Origin of the sequence: uncultured Winogradskyella sp., from assembly GCF_947501905.1 — a bacterium.
In the GTDB taxonomy this organism is placed as follows: Bacteria; Bacteroidota; Bacteroidia; order Flavobacteriales; family Flavobacteriaceae; genus Winogradskyella.
In genome coordinates this window covers 436,264-455,556 of record NZ_CANMXL010000003.1, presented here as the reverse complement: position 1 = coordinate 455,556, position 19,293 = coordinate 436,264, and the positions used below count along the sequence as shown (strand labels likewise).

The window sequence follows — 19,293 nt, the reverse complement described above, 5'->3', positions numbered from 1 at the left end:
ATTTGCAACCTTAATATTTCAATATGTATAGAAGTCATAATTGTGGTGAGCTTAGAGCTTCACATAACAATGCAGAAGTTACCTTAAGTGGTTGGGTACAAGGTGTTAGAGACAAAGGGTTTATGGTTTACGTAGATTTACGTGACCGTTATGGTATTACGCAATTGTATTTTGACGAAGAGCAAACAACTAAAGACATTTTAGAAAATGCTCAGAAATTAGGTCGTGAATTTGTAATACAAGTAACAGGAAAAGTACAAGAGCGTGCGTCTAAAAACCCAAATATCCCAACTGGTGATATTGAAGTATTGGTTTCAGAATTGAATATACTTAATGGTTCTGTGACACCACCTTTTACAATTGAAGATAATACTGATGGAGGAGATGACTTACGTATGAAGTATCGTTACCTCGATATCCGTCGTAACCCAGTAAAAGAGAGCTTAATCTTTAGACACAAAGTAGCACAAGCTGTACGAAACTATCTATCTACAGATGGTTTTATTGAAGTGGAAACGCCATATTTAATAAAATCTACTCCTGAAGGTGCACGAGATTTTGTTGTGCCTTCTCGTATGAACGAAGGTCAATTTTATGCATTACCACAATCGCCACAAACCTTTAAGCAACTACTCATGGTAGGTGGTATGGATAAATACTTTCAGATTGTAAAGTGTTTTAGAGATGAAGATTTACGTGCCGATAGACAACCAGAGTTTACACAGATTGACTGTGAAATGGCATTTGTAGAGCAAGAAGACATCCTAAATACATTTGAAGGTTTAACGCGTCATTTATTGAAAGAAATTAATGGTGTTGAAGTAGATAAATTCCCAAGAATACTCTACAATGATGCAATGCGTCTTTACGGAAATGACAAACCAGACATCCGTTTTGGAATGGAGTTTGGCGAGTTAAATGCCGTTGCTCAGCATAAAGAATTTAATGTTTTCAATTCTGCTGAATTAGTTGTTGGTATTGCAGTTCCTGGAGGAAATAGTTATACTAGAAAAGAAATAGATAAGCTTATTGATTGGGTAAGACGTCCACAAGTTGGAGCTTTAGGTATGGTATATTGCCGTTGTAATGATGATGGTACTTACAAATCTTCAGTAGATAAATTTTACGACCAAGACGATTTAGCAAAATGGGCAGAAGTTACTGGAGCAAAAGCTGGGGATTTAATCTGTGTGCTTTCTGGAGACACCAATAAAGTTAGAGCACAATTAAGTGCCTTACGTATGGAATTAGCAGAGCGTTTAGGTTTGCGTAAGCCTGATGAATTTGCACCACTCTGGGTAATGGATTTTCCTCTCTTAGAATGGGATGAAGATACTGAGCGTTACCATGCGATGCACCATCCGTTTACTTCGCCAAAACCAGGTCAGCTAGAATTATTAGACATAAAACCAGGTGAAGTTAAAGCCAATGCCTATGATTTAGTTTTAAACGGAAACGAAATTGGTGGAGGTTCTATTCGTATTCACGATAAGGCCACACAAGCTATAATGTTGAAGCATTTAGGATTCTCAGACGAAGAAGCAAGAGCACAATTTGGCTTCTTAATGGATGCTTTTGAATATGGTGCGCCACCACATGGTGGAATCGCTTTTGGATTGGATAGACTCGTTGCAATCCTTGGCGGACAAGAAACCATTAGAGATTTTATTGCCTTCCCAAAAAATAATTCTGGTAGAGATGTTATGATTGATGCTCCTGCGCCAATTGACCATGAGCAACTCACAGAGCTTAGTTTAAAGCTAAACCTAAAATCATAAATTTAAAATCCTGCTTCTTGCAGGATTTTTTGTTAGATTTAACCTGTGCCAACTAAATCCAACTTTTTTAGACGATTACTCGTATGGAGATACAAACATATCTCCGAAAAAAACTTCGTGTTTTTACTAGCCTTAATTATTGGGTTATTGGCAGGTTTAGTTGCTGTTTTTATTAAGAATATTACCTTCACTATAGAAGCTATTTTTGAAAAAGGCATCAACTTATCAGAAAATAGCATTTACTTTATTTTGCCTGTTATTGGCTTGCTTTTAGTGTATTTGTTTGTAAAGTATGTCTCCAAAAAACCAAATGAACATGCTATTCCATCCATACTATATTCCTTATCAAAACGAAATGGAATAATTAACAAACGTAAAATTTATTTGCCATTAGTTACTGCACCACTTACTGTTGGTTTTGGTGGCTCTGTGGGTTTACTTGGACCAGCAATTGCATCAGCATCGGCCATAAGTTCTAGCTTAGGTCAATTGCTTCATATCGACAGAAAGACAAGAAGTTTATTGATTGGCTGTGCCTCTGCAGGAGCGATTGCTTCAATTTTTAAATCACCAATTGCGGCTATTATTTTTGCCATAGAAGTATTTAGTTTGGATTTGACATTCGCTTCGCTTCTACCACTATTAATTGCATCGGTTTCGTCTGTAATTACATCATATTTTTTCTTAGGTGATAGTGTGCTTTTTGATTTTACCGTTTCAGAAAAATTTCAGATTAAGGATACATTATTCTATATATTATTAGGAATAGGAACTGGTGTTGCTTCTATATATTTTACCAAGATATATTTTGGTGTTACATCCATTTTTAATCGGTTTAAATCAGCAAGACATAAATTAATTATTGGTGGATTAGCTATTGGCGCCATGCTTTATTTTATTCCACCGCTGTATGGTGAAGGTTTTGGGTTTATCAATGATTTAATGCTTGGGAACGATACAAAAGCAATTGGCTCTTCACTTTTTGATAATTACATCGATAATATTTGGGTCGTCATTGCGCTTCTTTTTGGTATTACGGTTTTTAAAGCCATTGCCATGACGACTACTTTTGCTGCAGGTGGAACTGGCGGAATTATAATTCCAACATTGGTTATGGGGAGTTCATTAGGAAATCTCTTTGCCAAGATTATTAATAATTGTGGTTTAGGATTCTCGGTTTCTGAAGCTAATTTTACATTGATTGGTATGGCTGGTTTAATTGCGGGCGTTTTACATGCACCACTGACAGCCATCTTTTTAATAGCCGAAATCACTGGTGGTTACCAATTGTTTGTACCACTAATGATAACGGCTTCAATGTCTTTTATCATTAATAAAAATGTATTGGACCATACCATTTACACTAAAGAGCTACTTGAAAAAGGTGCACTATTAACACAAGACAAAGATAAAAGTGTCCTTACTTTAATGAAATTAGATAGCGTTATTGAGCAAAACTTTGTGGTATTACAACCTGAAATGACACTTGGTGACATGCTGAAAAATGGTGTTGCAAAATCAAGCCGTAATCTATTTCCTGTTACCGATGATGAACAAAACTTTATGGGCATTATTCTGTTAGATGACATAAGAACAGTCATGTTTGACCAAACACTTTATGAGTCAACTACGGTTGAAACCTTTATGCATCTTCCACCAGAATTTATTGTTTACGAAAAAGATAGTATGCAAAAAGTAATGAAAAAGTTCCAAGATTCTGGCGCATGGAACCTGCCTGTGATTAAAGACGAAAAATATTACGGTTTCATTTCAAAATCTAAGCTATTGACTGCCTACAGGAAAGAATTAATTAATTTTACATCTTAACGCTATGAAACCTATAAAAATCATAACATTTATTGCCTTACTGGCTTCGATGACAAGTATCATATGTGGTTTTATTATGGATGTAGATTATTCTCAAAAACTCATAGGCTTTGGTGTTATGGGTATTTTCTTTGTTGTATTTCCGTTATTCTCCTATTATCGATGGAAAGATAAAGACGCTAAAGACTATATGATTACCAAAGAAAACTTGGCTAAAATGCGTGAAAATCAAAAGCGTAAAAAGCAATTATAACTCCAAACATATCTGTAACATTTTGAAATAAAACAATTTATTAACATTGGTAATGTTTTTAACTGTATCTTTGCACTTTAATTTTTATTTATAATTTATAATGACTGGAACAGTTAAATTTTTTAATGACTCTAAAGGATTTGGATTCATTACAAACGAAGAAACAGGAAAAGACATCTTCGTACACGTATCAAACCTTAATGGTTTAGAGCTTCGCGAAGGCGATAACGTAGAGTACACAGAAGAAGAAGGACGTAAAGGAATGGTTGCTGCTAACGTAAGCATTCTTTAAGGATAAGATATACTTTATTAGTTTCAACGCTCAACCGAAAGGTTGGGCGTTTTTTTTGGCTTCGACTGCGCTCAGCCACCAAAAAATAAATTCTCAGTTTAGATTGCGCTTTTCAATAAAAAAGCGTTTCATAATTTCTGAAGCTTCGTCTTCCAAAACACCACCAATGACTTTAGTCTTAGGATGTAATTTTGTGCCCATAGCCTTAAAGCCACGTTTTTCATCTGTGGCACCATAAACAATTTTAGAAATCTGACTCCAATACAAAGCTCCAGCACACATTTGACAAGGTTCTAATGTTACATAGAGTGTACAGTTTTGCAAATATTTTCCACCTAGAAAATTAGCAGCAGATGTAATAGCTTGCATCTCAGCATGTGCAGTAACATCATTCAACAACTCTGTTAAGTTATGCGAACGCGCAATAATTTTGTCATTAATAACTACAACAGCACCTACAGGGATTTCACCTTTTTCAAAAGCAGCTTCTGCTTCCTGAAGCGCTTTTTTCATAAAGTATGTGTCGTCGAAAGGGTTAATCATACTTCAAATATAACTTTAGTACAATTTATTCATATTAATAATATCAATTTTTATATCAGAAATGCAAAAATTAGTATTCATATCGTAGCTTTGTCTTATGAGCAAAAGCTTACTCAACAACATAAATCTTCCAAAAGATTTAAGACAATTATCTCAAGATGATTTATCGCAACTTGCTCAAGAATTGCGTGACTTCATTATAAATATTGTCGCTACAAAAGAAGGGCATTTGGGCGCTAGTTTAGGAGTGGTCGAGTTAACTATTGCATTGCATTATGTCTTTAATACACCTGAAGATTTACTCATTTGGGATGTAGGACACCAAGCATACGGACATAAAATATTGACTGGTCGCAAAGAAATTTTTGATACCAATAGACAACTCGGCGGTATTAGCGGTTTCCCTAAAAGAGATGAAAGCAATTATGACACGTTTGGAGTTGGGCATTCATCAACATCAATATCGGCAGCTTTAGGTATGGCCATTGCGTCTAAACTTAATGGCGACACAAACAAGCAACATATTGCAGTAATTGGTGATGCCTCTATCGCTAGCGGCATGGCCTTTGAAGGCTTAAACCATGCTGGTGTGACTGATGCAAATCTCCTAGTAATCCTCAACGACAATGCCATTGGTATTGACCCAAGCGTTGGTGCTTTAAAACAATACCTAACTAACGTAAAAAAAGGCACTCAAAAGCAAGACAATATTTTTGAGGCTTTAAACTTTGATTATTCGGGACCTATTGACGGACATGATTTGCCGAAATTAATTTCGGAATTAGAGCGTTTAAAATCTGTAAAAGGTCCAAAGTTTTTACATGTCATTACTACTAAAGGCAAAGGCTTAAAACAAGCTGAAGAAAATCAAGTCAAATATCATGCGCCTGGGAAATTTGATGCCAAAACTGGAGAGCTTATTGCCAAATCTAGTTCTAACCAACTGTCACCAAAATTTCAAGATGTCTTTGGCGAGACCATCGTAGAACTTGCAAAACAAAACGAAAACATTGTAGGCATAACACCTGCAATGCCTACTGGTAGCTCTCTAAAGTATATGATGGAGACTATGCCTGAGCGCGCTTTTGATGTTGGTATTGCCGAGCAACATGCCGTAACTTTGGCTGCAGGTATGGCTACACAAGGGTTGATTCCGTTTTGTAATATTTATTCGACATTTTTACAGCGAGCTTATGACCAGGTTATTCATGATGTGGCTATACAAAATTTACCTGTAGTATTTTGTTTAGATAGAGCAGGTTTAGTTGGTGAAGATGGCGCTACCCATCATGGTGTTTTTGATTTGGCTTATTTAAGATGTATTCCTAATTTGGTGATTTTTGCACCTCGCAATGCTGTTGAGCTACGTCATATGATGTACACAGTTCAAAAAGGTATTAATTTCCCTATGGCTATACGGTATCCGAGAGGTCGCGGTATTTTACTAGACTGGAAAAAGCCTTTTGCAACTATTGAAATTGGTAAAGGAAAATGCTTAAAAGAAGGTGTAGCTATTGCCGTATTATCTATTGGTACAACTGCTAATACTGTTACAAATGTCATTGAAAATAACCCAAAATTCGACAATATTGGACATTACGATATGCGCTTTGTAAAACCACTAGATGGAGATCTTCTTCGCATTTTATTCAAAAAATATAAGGCAATCATTAGCATAGAAGACGGTGTTGTTACTGGTGGTTTTGGTTCTGCGGTTTTAGAATTTGCTAATGCCAATAATTACAAAACTAAAATTGAAATTCTTGGTATTAAAGACCAATTTACAGAACATGGTACTGTAAATGAGCTTAAAGCAATTAATGGCATCGACGAAAATAGCTTAGAAGAAAAACTAGAAGAATTAATCCTCAGTCTCTAAGTCTAAAGTGGCCAAAGTTTCAGTATTCGACTGCTCTATTTCATTACTAATTTCAGAAGAATCTGTTTTTGAAGCACTCATACCATGTGATATATCATCAATGATTAATAAACATGCAACAACTGCAAAAAAAACTACAAAAGCACTAAGTACATTATTTTTCATGGGTTGGTAGATTTGGGGTTCTAACATTTCAAATTAATGTATAATATCGTTAAAAAACAAATTTTATCGATGAAATGCATATTTAATTTTGCAAAAGACTGTTTTTCAGTGATTTAAGCTATATTAAATTTCCATTAAATCTATGATATAATAGCATCGCATTAGAATCTGACAGCTTTGAAACATACAAACAGACAGCTATTAAATTATCATAGAGAGAGTTAGTAGACAGATTAACTGTCTCTGGCAGTGTTTTTAGAATAAGCTTATCGTAACTCGTTAAATGACCAGAATAAAAATTACTAGCTGCTCTACCAAAAACTGAAAGAATACCTTCTAAAACTTTATATCCCGCAATTTCTTTGTTGACTACCTCAGCGGATTGATATACTTTTTTGATACTAATATCTATAATATCAGAAATTTGAGCTTTGTAACTACTAACATCCAATAAACCCGTTTCAAATGTACCAGCTAAAATCTGCTCTTCATTTTTCATAAAAATAGAAACCGCTTCATCAATGAGAGTTCCAATAGCAAGAGCCCTCAAATAACTCACACGATCTTCAGTGGTTTTTAAAGCATTATACTTTTCAGTGTTTATCGTGTTTTTTACAAGCTTAATTAAATATTCTAAAGCATAGTCTTCTTCTATTAATCCTAGATTTATACCATCTTCAAAATCAATAATAGTATAACATATGTCATCAGCAGCTTCAACCAAATATGCTAATGGATGTCTTGCGAACGCATTATTAGCTTTGTCTCTAGCTTCAAGTCCTAGTTCTTCTGCAATAGCCTTAAAGGTCTCTTCTTCACTTTGAAAAAAGCCATACTTTTTATCCGCTATATGTGTTGTAGGTTTTTTAGGTAACGATGCTTTTGGATATTTCATAAATGCACCCAAAGTCGCATAACTTAACCTCAATCCGCCTTCTCGACCAACTCTACTTTCAGTTAAAATTTTAAACCCGTTGGCATTACCTTCAAAATCACATAAATCTTTATACTGCTTTTTAGTAAGATGACTCTCGAATTGTTTTCCTTCTCCTTCTTTAAAGTAAGCGCCAATCGCTTTTTCTCCAGAATGCCCAAATGGTGGGTTACCAATATCGTGAGCTAAAGCGGCGGCGGCAACAATAGCTCCAAAATCGTTAATTTGATAGCCATGAATCTTCTGAAGGTGCGGATGTTTTTCTAACAACAATCGACCTACCTGTCTTCCTAAAGAACGCCCGACAACACTAACCTCCAAGCTATGTGTTAACCGCGTATGTACAAAGTCTGTTTTAGACAATGGCACGACTTGTGTTTTGTCTTGTAGGCTTCTAAATTCTGAAGAAAAAATAATACGATCGTAATCGACTTCAAAGCCCAAGCGAGTTTCGTCTTGTTCTTGTCGCAGCCGTTTATTTACGTCTCCAAAACGCTTTAAAGACAGGAGTTGTTCCCAATTCATGAGTTGCATTTTTTTAGTACAGGCAAGATATACAAATTGAGAAATAAGACATTAGCTTTGATTAGAAAAGTAATAACATTTTTAATGTTAATAAATTGTTGCCTAATACTCCTACCTCTTAATGTTAAGCTAACTATTGTATAACCTTTTTATTACCAATCATTAATTTTTGATTAACCTATAAACTAGAATTGCGACGTTTCTTTGCACCATCAATTATAAAAAACTGATGAGACAAATTATATTACTTTTTATTTTCCTTTTTACGGCTTTTGTACAAGCACAGGATACAGGCTCAATAATAGGGAAATTAACTGATAAGGAATTTAATAACGAACCACTTCCTTTCGCTAATGTCCTTATAAAAGGCACAACTACTGGTGTTACTTCTGATGTTGATGGTAATTACAGACTAGATAATTTAAACCCTGGAACTTATACTATTCAATTTAGCTTTGTAGGTTACGAAACGATTGAGAAACAAGTTATTGTTGAAGCTGGTAAAGAAACAAAGCTCGATATTTTGATGTTTGCAAGTGCTGCATCGCTTGATGAAGTTGTCATTAAAACTACAGCGAAAAGAGAAACTGAAACTGCACTTCTTTTAGACCAAAAGAAAGCGACTACTATTAAGCAAAGTATTGGCGCTCAAGAATTGTCTCGTAAAGGGGTTAGTGATGCCGCAGGTGCTGTTACTAAAATATCTGGTATCTCAAAACAAGAAGGTGGCGGTAACGTTTACGTTCGTGGTCTTGGAGATCGTTATTTAAATACGACATACAATGGCCTTACGCTTCCTGCTAATAATATTGAAAAGAAAAATATGGACCTTAATCTTTTTTCTTCAGATGTTATACAAAATGTAGGAGTTAGCAAAACTTATGCAGCTAATTTTTATGGAGATTTTGCAGCTGGTAATGTAGATATCGTTGCTAAAGAACATACTGGAGATTTCTTCTTAGATGTAAATCTAGGGTCAAACTTTAACTCAAACGCAATTGGTAAAAACTTTGTAAAGAGTGAAGGTACAGGTTATTTTGGTTTTTATAATAGATACCGTAATAATCCTTACGCTGTTATTCTATCTCACGGTGTAGATCCTCAAAACATTGATGGTTCTTTAGGTGTAGAAGGAAATTTTTCTATTGGTGATTCATGGGAAATTGGTGAGGAATCTCGCCTAAGTGTATTTACTACAGCCGCTTTTGGTAGTAGTTTTGAATACAGAAGAGGCCAATTTGCTAATGTTACTGCAGCTGCAAACACCATCTTCCAAGATGCTGAAGAGTTTGAATTTACTCGTAATACAACCGCAATGGCTAATGTTGTATACCGTATTAACAACGATCATAAAATAAAATTCAACTCTTTATTCATTAACGCTGCTACAGATGAAGTAGGACGTTTTGGTATTGACGGACGTGGCTATAATCGTAACACCATTGCTGATAATGATGATTTTGGATTCTTTACTCAGAATGTACAGTTCGAACAGGATATGATTTTTGTAAATCAAGTCCTTGGAACAAGTACTATTAGTGAAAAATTAAAACTAGATTACGGTTTAGGGTACAATAAAGTTCTAGCTCGTCAGCCAGATCGTAAACGTATTGCTCTTGAACGTTTTGAAAACACGCTTGATAACGACCCATCAACAAACGCGATTTTTTATAGAAATGTTGACTTTGACAATCAGCGCTATTTTCAGAATATTGAAGACGGCGAATTTAATGCACGGGTTAATTTAAGCTATGAGCAATCAGAAAACTTAAAGTTTAACTTTGGGTATAACGGACGTATTAAGGAACGTACTTTCGATAACCAACGTTATGGATACGAAATCATTAATCCTCTAACAGAAATAGAAGACCCTAATAATTTCGACGCTTTCTTCTCAACTCAAAATCTAGGGGTATTATACAATACGAGTGTATTCCGTCCACTACCTGGTTTAGAAAGAGAAAATCTGCCAGGACAATTAGAGAACACGTATAGCGGTAATCTTGATGTCCATGCGCTTTACGCAGATGCGGTCTACAAAGTTGGAGAAAAATGGACGTTTGTCCCTGGGCTTCGCGTAGAGAAATTTAATCAAGAGATCAGTTACGATGTGATTAACTTGTCTTTTAATAATCCTGGAAGCAACGAAGCTAGCGAAACTTTTTTCTTGCCTAGTGTTAATGTAAAATATGCGTTGACAGAAGATCAAAACCTTCGTTTTTCAGCAAGTAGAACAGTTTCTAACCCAGAGTTTAAAGAAGTTGCACCATTTGTTTACGAGAATGTAACCGATCGTATTGGTGGTAACCCAGACCTTTTAAATGACCCTGCGTTTTCAACGATTGTAAACTTAGATTTAAAGTACGAATGGTTTATTAATAGCGGTGAGATATTTTCTATAGGTGTTTTTAATAAAACCATTAATGATCCTGTAAACTTAGTTTCGGCAAATGATGCTACAGGTACACAACGTTTCTTTAGAACAGGTGATCGTGCTGATGTTTTCGGAATCGAGCTTGAAGTCAGAAAAAGACTTATTAAAGATGAAGACGAAAAGAGTATTCTATCCGCTGGAATGAATGTGACTTACACCTCTACAAAACAAGATTTAAAGACTGTTTCTGGAACATTTAACACCAACTTTAATAGAGACTCTGATGAGCTACAAGGTGCTTCACCGGTTCTTATCAATGCTGATGTAAGCTATAGCCCAACTTTCGGTGAATATAAGCCAGTTGCAAACCTTGTATTCTCTTATTTCTCAGACCGTATTGATGCATTAGGTTCTGGACAATTAGGAAACATCATTGAAAAAGGAGTTCCAACCTTAGACTTTGTGTGGAAAAATACGATTAACAAAAACTTTGAAATCAATGCTAGTGTCAAAAACATATTAGACCCTACAATAGAACGTGTTCGTGAAAATGTGTCTTTTGATACAACATTAGCAAATGACTTAGGTATAAATTCTAACCTCTCTGAGTTTGCCTTATCAAGCTACAAAAGAGGTATTAACGCAAGTATTCAATTCAAGTATAAATTTTAACCCAATCAAAAAAACGAATATTAAATTAATTCAAACAAGATGAAAGCAAACAAATTTCTTTTAGGATTATTTACAGCAGCAACACTTTTAGTTGTAGGTTGTGCCGCAGATGACACTGCAGACGTAACAATTAATCAAGGAAACGGAGGTTCAAACCCAACTAACCCTTCTGACTTTATAATTGGAGGAACATTGACTGAAGACCTTACACTAATTACAGGTACAGAATATGATTTAACAAGTGCGCTTATTGTGCCTGAAGGTATAACATTAACTATTGAGCCAGGTGTAGTTATTAGAGCTACTACAGGCTCTGATGTGTATGTTGCCATACAACAAGGTGGTGTTATCATGGCAGAAGGCACATCTTCTAACCCTATTGTATTTACTTCTAACTCAGCAACACCAAACCCAGGTGATTGGGGAGGGCTTATTGTCTTAGGTCGTGCTCCAATAAATTCTGTAGTTGGTGGCGATGCAACCTCTACATCCGAAATTGGAGGTTTACCTTACGGAGGAAGTATTGCAAATGATAATTCTGGAATCATAAGATATGTACGTATTGAATATTCTGGAGGAGCTGCTGATGCTGCCTCAGAAAATAACGGATTCTCTTTCTATGGTGTCGGAAGTGGAACAACAATAGACTTTATTCAGGCATTTGAAGGTGCTGATGATGGTGTTGAATTCTTTGGAGGTACGGTTAATGCTTCTCACATATCAGTGGTTGGAGCCCAAGATGATTCTGTAGATTGGACTGAAGGTTTTACAGGTACACTTACAGATGTATATATCGAGCACAGACAGTCTCATGATAAAGGTATAGAAGGAGATGGTTTCAATACAGATATTGGAAACAACTCTAACCCAGTTTTTTGGAGTGCTCCTACTATAAACAACTTAACTATTAACGGGTTAGGTTCTAGTAATGGCAATGAAGCTATCCGTTTAAGAGCAGGTACGCGTGCTACATTTAATAATGTTTGGATTCAAGGTTTTGAAGAAGGTTACGACTTAGATGATGAAGAAACAGGAACTGGATTTTTGGCAGGAGAAACTAGTGTCACTGATATCACATTTGATGATGTAACACTTACTCTAAAAAATGACACAAACGGCGCCTTTGATGAAAACTCATTCTTTACTGGTGTTGGTAATGGTACTGGTGCTGATTATGATTCTTGGAACTCTGGATGGACAAGAAACTAATTAATAAAGTGAAAATTTTGATTTAGTCTCAAAATTATAAAAACAAAAAAAGCAGCGATATCGCTGCTTTTTTTGTTTTTATAATTTTCTAATTTAATTTGATGCTACAGCACTATTTTGTACCCATTCATTAACACTAGCAATCTTATTATTAGAATAATCTACTTCTTTTAATTTATCTGCACTCCAGTAAAACCATTTGCCGACTTTTTTTCCGCTATTATACTTTGCAGATATGATTTTATTCCCTTCTTGACAATAGCTATACCATTCGCCATGAAGTTTTCCTTCTTTAGTATAAAACCCTGTCTGACTTATTTGACCATTATCATGGTAATAGACCACTTCTATAAGATTCGTCTCTTCATTAAGTTTTAAGGTTCTATCTTTTTGTGCATAGGCAAATCCTACACATAACATCAACATAATTACAACTATTTTTTTCATCACAATTTGGGTTTATTAATGATTATGAAACAAACATAACATTAATTTTACATTTAAACAAGATTTACGTAACATTAAATTAACATTGACTATTTATCTAACTGATTTTCAGAAATTTAAATATGTAGATAAATTTAATATTGTATAAGAATGGATAATCTTTATTTTTAGGGACTCAACGGTGTCGTAATGAAATTGAAACTCATTTTTGTAATCCTATTATCATCTTTTATTAGCCAATCCTTATATAGCCAAATCAAAAATGAAAAAGAAGAGCGCATCAAAATTTCAGAATTTCCTGAAGTGGCTCAAACTATTATTAAGACATTACCCAAAAACTGTAAGCGACTTAAATTTTACAAGGAAACAGATGGAGATAAGAAAAGTTATGAGGTAAAGTTTAAATATTTGAAACAGTATTACAGTGTTGAGTTTTCAAATCAAGGTCTACTTGAAGATATTGAGGTAATTACTAAATTCAAGAGCATTGAAGATTCTGCAAGGCAACAAATTGCGGCTTATTACAAACAATTCTTCAAAAAGCACAAATTCATAAAAATTCAAAAACAGTATGTTTATACCAGCGGTTTTAATGCCAATACATTTATAGATCATACGCTGAAAAAAAGTAATATCACCTCAGCCAATTATGAAATAATAGCAGAAGTTAGAACAGATAAAAAAAGAAGTATTAAAGAATTTACTTTTAACAATAAAGGCGAATTTTTAAGCTCAAGAATTCTAAATCCAACATCATACGAGCATGTATTATATTAGGATTCTAATTATTTCTTTTAGCTTCATATTTGGGTTAAATCTGTTTTCTCAAAGCAATTTTGAAACCCTAGGCGAAACAGGTTTTGCTTTAAATCATAAGGTTTCAGATTCATATAAAATCAATTTTTCAGCACGCTCACGGTATTATCTATACCAAGACGAAAGCTTTGATTTTGAAAATCGTCAGTTAGACATTGTACACTTTTCAACGCTTAATTTAGATTACAACCATAGCTTGAGTTTAGGTGTTCAATATCGTTTTAGAGAATCTTTCGATGGTGGAAATAATGAGCTAAGACTTACCCAACAATTTAATTACACGAAAAAGAATCAAGCATTACGCTTTGGTCATAGAATTAGGTTTGAGCAGCGCATTTTTGACCAATTAACTGTTTTACGTTCCCGCTATCGTTTTGCTTTAGATTTTCCTTTAAATGGAGAAAAGTTAGATATAGGCGAAAGCTATTTGGTAGTATCTATGGAAGCGCTTTTGAGCAAAAATGTAAAGATTAAACCTGAATTAGACCATAGGACGACAGCACAAATCGGATGGCTTATTAATGAGGAATCAAAAATTCAATTTGGTTTAGAATATCGATTTGAAGCATTAAACATTAAGACAGAAGAAAAGTTATTTATCCTAACGTCTTTTATTCTAAAAGTTTAAACTAATAATATTTCTCGTGAGTTATTAATTAACAATTATTTGACCGATATTGCAGACTGTATTTTATGAGCAATTTTGCTTAATTTAGATGTTCTAAAATAACGTTTAGGTAACGTTGCTTTCAAAATAATTAAGGTATTTTGCATACAATTTTTTAGTATCCGTTTACATGGAAAACCTTTACCTCTATATGCTAGCCGCTCTAGCATTTTTAGCAATAGCAGATTTAGTTGTTGGCGTTAGTAATGATGCCGTTAATTTTCTAAATTCCGCTATAGGTTCAAAAGCCGTTTCATTTAAAACCATTATGATTGTTGCCAGTATTGGAGTTGCCGTAGGCGCAATGACATCTAGTGGTATGATGGAGGTTGCACGTAAAGGGATTTTTAACCCAGGTGAGTTTATGTTTGATGAGATTATGGTCATCTTTATGGCGGTAATGCTCACCGATATTCTACTCCTCGACTTTTTTAATACACTTGGGCTGCCCACTTCTACAACAGTATCTATTGTCTTTGAATTATTGGGTGCTTCTGTAGCGCTTTCAGTTATAAAAATTTATGGTGATGCCAACCAAACCCTACTAGATTTAGGCAATTATATTAACAACTCTAAAGCCATTGAGATAATTCTTGGCATATTACTTTCCGTCGTCGTCGCCTTTACCATAGGTGCTATTGTGCAATATCTTTCAAGAATTTTACTATCATTTAAATTTCAGGAAAAACCTGCCTGGTATGGTGCCATTTTTAGTGGTATAGCGTTATCTGCAATCATGTATTTTATTCTTATAAAGGGTTTAAAAAATGCGACTTTTATTAGTTCTGACATCTTAGAATTTGCAAATACGAATCTGTACGCCACCTTAGGCATAAGCTTTATTTTTTGGACCTTATTGTCTTTGGCAATAACTGTTCTTCTAAAAGTAAATATTTATAAGCTGATTATTATTGTTGGTACTTTTGCATTAGCTGTAGCCTTTGCGGGCAATGATTTGGTTAATTTTATTGGTGTTCCAATTGCTGCATTTAACTCTTACGAGAGTTGGCATGAAGCTTACCTGGCTTTTGGTACATTACCTTCAGAATTTGGTATGCAAAGTCTTGCACAAAAAGTACCTACACAACCTTATCTTTTACTTTTGGCCGGTGTTGTTATGGTATTAACACTATGGTTTTCTAGTAAAGCTAAGGCCGTGGTTAAAACTTCGGTTGACTTATCTAGACAAGATGAAGTAAAAGAGCGTTTTGAGCCTAACTTTTTATCGAGAACTATTGTTAGATATACTATAGAATTATCAAAATCTATTAATCATATCCTACCTGATTCTTATAAGAAAACTACAGATAAACAGTTTACAAAACCTGAAAAAGACCCATTAATAAAAGCCGCGGATTTACCCGCATTTGATTTGGTAAGAGCTGCCGTAAACTTAATGGTTGCTAGTGTGCTTATTTCTATTGCCACGTCTATGAAATTACCATTATCTACAACTTATGTCACATTTATGGTGGCTATGGGAACATCATTAGCGGATAGAGCATGGGGAAGTGAGAGTGCTGTTTACCGTGTTGCTGGTGTACTTAATGTTATTGGTGGATGGTTTTTTACTGCTTTTAGTGCGTTTGTTGCAGCCTTTATTATGGCTTGTGTTCTTTATTATGGTGGTGGTTTTGCTCTAATGGGCTTATTTATACTCGCCATCGTTTTATTAACAAGAAACTATATCACTCATAAAAACAAAGCCAAAAAAATAGATATCGAAGACGAACTTGAACGTACAGAAAGTTCTTCTGTTCAAGGTGTCATTCATGAAAGTGCAAAAAATATTTCTAACGTTGTTAAGCGTGGTAATCGCATATACACCAATGCAATTAGTGGTTTGGCTAAGCAAGATTTGCTAGAGCTTAAAAAGAATAAAAAACAAGTCGCTAAGTTATCTGCCGAAGTAGATGACCTTAGAGATAACATCTTCTATTTTATTAAAAACTTAGATGAGTCTAGTGTTGGCGCAAGTAATTTTTATATTAATATTTTAGGGTACTTACAAGATATGACACAATCTTTAGAGTACATTTCTAAAGCAAGTCATAAGCATATTAATAACAATCATAAGAAATTAAAGTTCAGTCAAATTAAGGAACTTAAGGAAGTGGATGATGTTTTAGAAGTGCTTTTTACAGATATAAAATCTGCCTTTGATTCGCGTTCTTTTGAGCAAATCGGAACCATATTAACTCAGCGTAATACTAATTTTGATTTGGTAACTTCTAAAATTGCCAAACAAGTAGAACGTACACGTACCGAAGAATCAAGTCCAAAGAATACAACTTTATACTTTGGGCTACTCTTGGAGACCAAAGATTTAATTAATGCGACCATGAATCTTCTACAAGAGTATCATAATTCTCATGACAGCTCAGTAGAACCTGCAACGATTAATACTGAAGAGGAAGAGTAGTTATTGCTTTTGTATATTTGATACAATAATGCAATACCTATTCTATGAAATTTTCCTACTCCTTATTGCTATTTGTTTTTGTTAGTGTAACCATACAATCGCAAAACTTAACGGGACAACAACTCCTAGAAAAAGCCATTAATTATCATGACCCAAGTGGCAATTGGTCTACGTTTAGTGGTAACTTTAAAGTCACGATGACAACACCTAACCAAAGTGCTAGAGTTAGTGATATAAACATCAACTTACCTGCGGAGTTTTTTAGTGTTACAGCTGTTAGAAATAACACTAGTCAAACCTATACTGTTGACAAATCAGATTGCGCTTTGTTTTATAATAAAACACAGCTTAATGAAGAAGCGGCCAAAGAAAAGAAGATGACTTGCGAGCGTGCCAGCATGTATAAAAACTATTATACCTATTTGTACGGCTTACCAATGAAACTCGAAGACAAAGGCACAAACATTGACTCTAAAGTAGAACGCAAAACCTTTAAAGGCAAAGAGTATTTAGTACTAAAAGCCACTTACGATGCCGCTATTGGGAGCGATGTTTGGTACTTCTATTTTAATCCAGAAACCTACGCTATGGAAGTCTACCAGTTTTACAAAACAGATGAAAATGGCAAGGTAAAACCAGACTCTGGAGAATATATATTACTGACCGAAGAAGACACCGTAAACGGCATTAAAATGCCTAAAGTCCGTGCTTGGTATTACAATAAAGATGACAAGTATTTGGGTACAGATACTTTGGGGAATTAATTACATAATTCTACACCAGTCATACGATGAATCTTTTTGATTTCATTGGACAACTCAACAACTTCTGTATCTACATTTTTTTGCCCAAAATTAGGAATGGACTTATGAAGTTCTTTAATAAATTTTAAATAATTGAGATAAGTCAATTTTTCATCGTAATCTAAGAATATGATTTCTGATTTATTTAATACATCTGAAATTTCATTTCTTTTGTAAACTTTTAAATTACTCTTGAAACCATCATTGGTAATTCTATAACATTTAGTTGTTTTATTCTCTAAATACTCTTTAATAACATCCTTTTGAGAACCATATACTAATGTTTCAATTTGGTAAATTGGTTTCCAGTTTCCTTTAGCATCATCTAGCATTCTATTCATTTCTGCAATATCCGGGAATTTTTCTTCCTGTAATTTTCTTAAACTATCTTTCTTCTTAATCTGTTTTAAAGTTTCTCTGTATTCAGGAATTTCTAATTTAAAGAAGCTTAAAGGAGATTTATGTTTTATACCTTCTCGTCTAGTTCCTCTCTTTACTTGTTTGTCAAAATTAGATCTATAAATCACGTACCTTGATTTATTCGTTCTAGAAATTTGTGTTTTTATTTCGTCTATAATATTATAGTTTAGATTTTCATCAGCAAATAGATGCACATATGTCTTAATGTACAAACTATTGAGCCCATAAGATTTAAACATCTTAGAGTTTAGAAATATGTTATTACTCAATAACTTTATGGGAATAGTATCTTTTTGGAAAATGATATTGTCCTCATCGAGAACCTCTACAGAAAAATATGGGTAAGATAGTGAGCCTAAATTCTCTATAACTTGAGGAAGATTTATTTTTTTGTTTTGTGAAAAACAAAACAGATTAAATACTAGAAAAGTAAATACAATAAATTTATTCATTTTTTGTAGAGTCAATTTTTGTAGTTGTTTTTACTTTAGATTTTTTCATAAATTCTTCTAACTCTTTGGCACTATTAAAATTTAATACTTTAGTTGAGTCCACATCTCGTTTAATAGATATATCTATATTTCTACCTTTTAATATTCTATATAGTTCTAAATTAGTAATCACCTCTTCTTTACTATATATATTAAGAAATAAAGCATCTAATTGAGGTTTTATTTTTTTTGTTGGAATACTATCCTTAATAGTTATAAATAAATTCAATAATAAATCATCATTATTTTCTACTACTTTTAGATTTGTCTTGTTAAGATTTATAGAATCTTCAACAAGCCTTAACATATCAGATTTACTGATTTTTGTAGTTGTTTTTACTGTTGGTTTTACTTTAACCTTTTTCATAAAGTCTTCAAGTTCATTTATATTGTTGATAAATAATGCTTTACTTGAATCAATATCTTTAAGGTCAACAGTTGTATAATTTTTGCCTTTAAAAACTCTATTAAATTCTAAAGATGCTAATAATTTGTTTTCAGGGTACTCTTCAAGGAAAAAGGATTTTAAAATAGACGACGCTTTCTTTTTTGTTAAAGAATCTTTTATTGATAATTTTAACTCTTCAATTATCTCTTTATTGTCTTTAATTTTTTTGAAGTCTTTATCTTTAATACTCAACTCTTTCTTTAAATATTCATAATTTGAAGGGTTCTGTGATATGATCTTATCACAACATCCTGATAGAATAGAAATGAGTATTAAAAAAAACGGTGTAAAATATCCTCTTTTCATAAAACTAATCTATTGTCATGCT

17 protein-coding genes are annotated in these 19,293 nt (G+C 33.9%); 11 read left to right on the top strand and 6 right to left on the bottom strand.

Features of this window, described 5'->3' with window-relative positions:
• The first annotated feature begins 23 nt into the window (after positions 1–23).
• From aspS to Q0770_RS08930, 4 genes are all read left to right on the top strand, one after another.
• Positions 24–1,778 carry an aspartate--tRNA ligase gene (aspS, locus tag Q0770_RS08945; protein ID WP_299116127.1) on the top strand — a complete coding sequence of 585 codons (1,755 nt, stop codon included), beginning with the start codon at positions 24–26 and terminating at the stop codon, positions 1,776–1,778.
• Positions 1,779–1,823: 45 nt separating this feature from the next.
• A complete protein-coding gene (locus tag Q0770_RS08940; protein ID WP_299116125.1) occupies positions 1,824–3,605 on the top strand; it encodes a chloride channel protein in 1,782 nt (593 codons plus the stop codon).
• 4 nt (positions 3,606–3,609) lie between these two features.
• Positions 3,610–3,858 (top strand): hypothetical protein, encoded by a 249-nt coding sequence (locus Q0770_RS08935; RefSeq protein ID WP_299116123.1) that lies wholly within the window; start codon positions 3,610–3,612, stop codon positions 3,856–3,858.
• A 100-nt stretch (positions 3,859–3,958) separates the two neighbouring features.
• Complete coding sequence (locus tag Q0770_RS08930) at positions 3,959–4,150, top strand: cold-shock protein (RefSeq protein WP_073085124.1); 192 nt, start codon at positions 3,959–3,961, stop codon at positions 4,148–4,150.
• Between the two features lie 93 nt (positions 4,151–4,243).
• On the opposite strand, the gene Q0770_RS08925 is transcribed toward Q0770_RS08930, so the two are convergent.
• On the bottom strand, positions 4,244–4,693 hold the full coding sequence (locus Q0770_RS08925) for a nucleoside deaminase (protein ID WP_299116117.1): 450 nt from the start codon (positions 4,691–4,693) through the stop codon (positions 4,244–4,246).
• A 97-nt stretch (positions 4,694–4,790) separates the two neighbouring features.
• On the opposite strand from Q0770_RS08925, the gene dxs reads away from it, so the two are divergent.
• Positions 4,791–6,572 (top strand): 1-deoxy-D-xylulose-5-phosphate synthase, encoded by a 1,782-nt coding sequence (gene dxs / locus Q0770_RS08920; RefSeq protein ID WP_299116115.1) that lies wholly within the window; start codon positions 4,791–4,793, stop codon positions 6,570–6,572.
• Here the strand turns inward: dxs and Q0770_RS08915 are convergent.
• Both Q0770_RS08915 and Q0770_RS08910 read right to left on the bottom strand, forming a co-directional pair.
• The gene (locus Q0770_RS08915) at positions 6,555–6,737 is read right to left on the bottom strand and encodes a hypothetical protein (RefSeq protein ID WP_299116113.1); all 183 of its coding nucleotides are present in this window, start codon (positions 6,735–6,737) and stop codon (positions 6,555–6,557) included. The two genes, dxs and Q0770_RS08915, sit on opposite strands and share 18 nt — an antisense overlap.
• Positions 6,738–6,855: 118 nt before the next feature.
• On the bottom strand, positions 6,856–8,196 hold the full coding sequence (locus tag Q0770_RS08910; RefSeq protein WP_299116111.1) for a deoxyguanosinetriphosphate triphosphohydrolase: 1,341 nt from the start codon (positions 8,194–8,196) through the stop codon (positions 6,856–6,858).
• A 229-nt stretch (positions 8,197–8,425) separates the two neighbouring features.
• Here Q0770_RS08910 and Q0770_RS08905 point away from each other — a divergent pair, with 229 nt between their 5' ends.
• Both Q0770_RS08905 and Q0770_RS08900 read left to right on the top strand, forming a co-directional pair.
• On the top strand, positions 8,426–11,242 hold the full coding sequence (locus Q0770_RS08905; protein WP_299116109.1) for a TonB-dependent receptor: 2,817 nt from the start codon (positions 8,426–8,428) through the stop codon (positions 11,240–11,242).
• A 39-nt stretch (positions 11,243–11,281) separates the two neighbouring features.
• Positions 11,282–12,451, top strand: coding sequence for a multidrug transporter (locus Q0770_RS08900; protein WP_299116107.1), 1,170 nt, complete (start codon positions 11,282–11,284; stop codon positions 12,449–12,451).
• Between the two features lie 93 nt (positions 12,452–12,544).
• On the opposite strand, the gene Q0770_RS08895 is transcribed toward Q0770_RS08900, so the two are convergent.
• Positions 12,545–12,898, bottom strand: a complete 354-nt coding sequence (locus Q0770_RS08895; protein ID WP_299116105.1) for a toxin-antitoxin system YwqK family antitoxin — start codon at positions 12,896–12,898, stop codon at positions 12,545–12,547.
• Positions 12,899–13,087: 189 nt separating this feature from the next.
• Here Q0770_RS08895 and Q0770_RS08890 point away from each other — a divergent pair, with 189 nt between their 5' ends.
• The 4 genes from Q0770_RS08890 to Q0770_RS08875 all read left to right on the top strand — a co-directional run bounded on the left by Q0770_RS08890 (position 13,088) and on the right by Q0770_RS08875 (position 17,567).
• On the top strand, positions 13,088–13,675 hold the full coding sequence (locus Q0770_RS08890) for a hypothetical protein (protein ID WP_299116103.1): 588 nt from the start codon (positions 13,088–13,090) through the stop codon (positions 13,673–13,675).
• Positions 13,662–14,342 (top strand): DUF2490 domain-containing protein, encoded by a 681-nt coding sequence (locus Q0770_RS08885; RefSeq protein ID WP_299116101.1) that lies wholly within the window; start codon positions 13,662–13,664, stop codon positions 14,340–14,342. The genes Q0770_RS08890 and Q0770_RS08885 overlap by 14 nt, the downstream gene beginning before the upstream one ends.
• 169 nt (positions 14,343–14,511) lie before the next feature.
• Complete coding sequence (locus Q0770_RS08880; RefSeq protein ID WP_299116099.1) at positions 14,512–16,803, top strand: inorganic phosphate transporter; 2,292 nt, start codon at positions 14,512–14,514, stop codon at positions 16,801–16,803.
• A gap of 44 nt (positions 16,804–16,847) precedes the next feature.
• On the top strand, positions 16,848–17,567 hold the full coding sequence (locus tag Q0770_RS08875; protein ID WP_299116097.1) for a DUF6503 family protein: 720 nt from the start codon (positions 16,848–16,850) through the stop codon (positions 17,565–17,567).
• Here Q0770_RS08875 and Q0770_RS08870 read toward each other — a convergent pair.
• Together Q0770_RS08870 and Q0770_RS08865 are read right to left on the bottom strand one after the other, a co-directional pair.
• Entirely contained in the window at positions 17,564–18,478 is a 915-nt protein-coding gene (locus Q0770_RS08870; protein WP_299116095.1) for a hypothetical protein, read from the bottom strand. The two genes, Q0770_RS08875 and Q0770_RS08870, sit on opposite strands and share 4 nt — an antisense overlap.
• Positions 18,471–19,271 carry a hypothetical protein gene (locus tag Q0770_RS08865; RefSeq protein ID WP_299116093.1) on the bottom strand — a complete coding sequence of 267 codons (801 nt, stop codon included), beginning with the start codon at positions 19,269–19,271 and terminating at the stop codon, positions 18,471–18,473. Before Q0770_RS08865 ends, Q0770_RS08870 begins: the two co-directional genes overlap by 8 nt.
• Between the last annotated feature and the right edge of the window lie 22 nt (positions 19,272–19,293).